Below are 3,381 nucleotides of genomic sequence, written 5' to 3'. Positions count from 1 at the left end.
TGAGTTTGGTTCTCAGAAATTCCTCTGAAATAGAGTCTATATCAGCATTAGAAGCATTTATAGCATTGTTGATGGCTGTGGTTTGTGTAGCAGTCATCGTTGCATGGTTCGCATTTTCAATTTTAGCTATCAAATAGGTTTCGTTATACCCCCAAATGTATACAGTATGAATATTATTTTCCTGATACGATTCTTTAATATTTCCATTGGAGTAATACAATAGTTGCATTCTGTCTTCTAGGTCATTCATTTCTTTAGCAGTTTCAATATTAGCAATCTGAAAACCAGCTCCTATGGTGTTATAGTTATTTTTTCGTGTGGAAATTTTTTCTCCATTTTTATAAGTTTCTAATGAAACTTGTGTTGTCAAATGATTCTTTGTCACCATATCTGCATAAACAGTGGCACTATAGTCCGAAGGATAGAAATACTTTGTTTTTTCAACATCCAAATTATATGAAGAACTGGTTTCTTTTGGTAAATAGTGATTTTCATTTCCGTAGAAAACATGATCAATGGACTTTTCTACAGTACCTGTATCAAAGAATTCTTTGGTTTCTACTTTGATAGTATGCCCTATTCGTCCGCCTGCAGTTGTGATATACATTCCGTTTCCTGAAAGCGTGATATCACTGATACAATTTCCGTCTGTACACGGTTGAGCTAACAATCCTGTATTACAATCTCCAAAACTACCTAATCCTTGAACAGTTCCTTCTAAACAACCAAATTTCACATTGACAAATTCATAGGTGTACATGCCATTGCTTGGATCAATGACTATTTTTGGATATTTGAAGATAGTTCCTAAATCTCGTTTAATGAAAATTCCTTTATTCAAATAAAATAGTTCATCACTGTATTGATATGAAGTTTCAACTTTTTTAATATGATTTGCATCATAAACAGATACGTTACTTTGTTTTCCAACTTCGTAATTGGTAATAAAGTAGTTTGCAAATGGTGGATGAGCATCATTATAAATACCTGATCCTGAATTTGGTCCATTCCCATCATTATTAAATGTGTATTCAGTATATCCTTGGGAACTATTTCCATCAAATGATTGTTGTATCTGATATACTTTTGAATATCCAATATGTGGTCTGCTTCCTCCAGAAGAACTACTGATTCTGTTTACAAAATTGAAAGTTTGAATACCAGAAGTAGAACCTAAACCTGAGGAGGCTCCAGGTTGAATGAAGACTTGTGTTGAAGTACCGTAAGCTAGTATGGGATCAAAAACAATCCTAGCAGAAGATGTTGAAATATTAATTCCTGTCGTGTATTGATATAAAGTTTTTAATGCTAATTTATTATAGTCAGTATAATTTTCTACAGATTTTATACGAAGCCCAGCTGCTTGAAATAAACCAGTATCCAAATATGTACTTACATTTGAAACTTCCTCCTGTCTCCATACTTTCAATGTAATTGTTTTACTACTATTAGGGTTCTGAATTCTATATTTATATCTACCGGCAGTAAGATGAGTAGATTGTTGTCCATCTGTATACGTCCATATTACTTCATAAACACCTAGTATTACATTCTTTTTAAGGATTTCAATATTACTTGGAAAAATTGGTGTTACATCTGATCCTACAGTTGTTGAAGCAATTTCATAGATACCACTTTCGTTAATATCAAAAAAAGCTTCAATAGTTTTTGGGGCTCCATTACTTCCATAGGTATCTTGACAATCAGGATCACAGGGTACCGATGAATCAAAACCCCCTGTAAGTGATTGTAGTAAATAATATACATCCTGTAAATGGGTATTGGATGCATATGATGAAGTAAATTCTACAGCATCATTTACCAAATGCGGCTCATAATTTAACTGTGTATAACCTCCTGTAGGGTAGTAAATTTTAGTCAAAATGCCTTTTTTTGCATGAGAAAAATCAGGATATCGATTTGCACCTGCATAGCTATCATTACCAATAATGATTGCGGGGTAAAGAACATCATTATCTGCATTATTAAAATATCCCATATAATCTTGTGCTAATGAGTTTCTTGAAGGTACGTCTTCTGGAGCTTCGTACTCAAAAGAATAATACATTGTTTGAGTAGATGTTGGCGTAGTAATGGCAATTCCGTCAAGCTTTAATCGCACTTTTAACTGATCGCTATAGCTTCCTGTATAACCTGCTGTATCTCCAAAATAGGAATGATTGAATGTAAATGTTTTGTAGAGCTCGTTGGTTATGTTTCCTGTATACAAGTTTATTTTATCTATCGCAGAATCAAGGTCTAAATCCCATCTTGCTTTTAAATTTATTGAAGTAATTAAATTTGAATTATGCTTTATATGAGTTAAAAACTTTTGTTTTATAAAATATGTCGACAGAGTATTAGATACTTCTCCATAGGAAAAATGATAATTATTAGAAGCTGTATCGCCATCGTTGATATTATTACTTATTGATTGTACAGGAGACGCTGATTGTGGTTGTTGCCAAAACCCTAAATCTGTGTATTCAAACTCATAAATATCTTTTTTATTGGCAGATTCTATTCTAGTTACTACCCAAGATGAGTTGTAATTTTTAGTCAATCCGTAAGGTTGTGTGCCACTTCCTGAAGTATTTATAAAGTAATCATCACCATTGAAAATAGTTTCCTCAAATTCTTCAAAATAAAATTTAGTACCATCTTCGTTAGTAACAACCCAACTAGTAATAGCGTCTGAAGCTATATTTTGGGTAAATTCTACTTTGATTCTTGGATTATATAATGTTTTGGGTTGCCTCGTTTCTACATCAAAAACAATATAATCATTGACACCTATTACGTTAAGGCTAAAGTAATCAGGTTGTGTATCGTATTTATTATTATTGATATATTTAAGAAAGTATAAATAATCTTCCACCTCTTGTTCTGTAGCAAAATGTGTGTTTTCTTGAATATAAGAAAGCATTTTTTGCTGGATATCATCATCCCACAGAGTTTTATACTCTGGAAATGCACTATTAAAATCATCAGGGAAGCCATTTACAATTCGACTAATTCTTCCGCCGACATTTAAATTCCATCCCAACCCACTTTGTGTCGCTAATTGTTCTACTTTTACTCCAGACGCATCATAAGTTAAGCGGATTGGTAATGCTAATTCTTTTCCCTTATATTCATATATTGGAACGCCAATATTAGGATTTCCAGTATACATATCGACAGGGACTTCTCCGTACTTTGTGAATGCTTCTGCTTCAGGAGAATTTGGTACGTTTGTCATTCGCAATAGTTCTTCCTGTAAATCTTGAGAATAGATTAATGAAGTACATGTTAGAATGGCAAAAAACAGTAATTTTTTCATAAAATTGTTCATTTTTAATTCGTAAAATACTTGTGGTTATATATTGGCTGTTAGGTTCG

At 32.7% G+C, this 3,381-nt stretch carries 1 protein-coding gene; it reads right to left on the bottom strand.

Features of this window, described 5'->3' with window-relative positions; all coding sequences use genetic code 11:
• A partial coding sequence (locus MK119_RS24075; RefSeq protein ID WP_290684263.1) for a hypothetical protein occupies positions 1–3,322 on the bottom strand: 3,322 nt, incomplete at its 3' end.
• Between the last annotated feature and the right edge of the window lie 59 nt (positions 3,323–3,381).

Source organism: Kordia sp., assembly GCF_022447245.1.
Lineage (GTDB): Bacteria > Bacteroidota > Bacteroidia > Flavobacteriales > Flavobacteriaceae > Kordia.
This window is presented reverse-complemented; position numbering and strand designations above follow the sequence as displayed.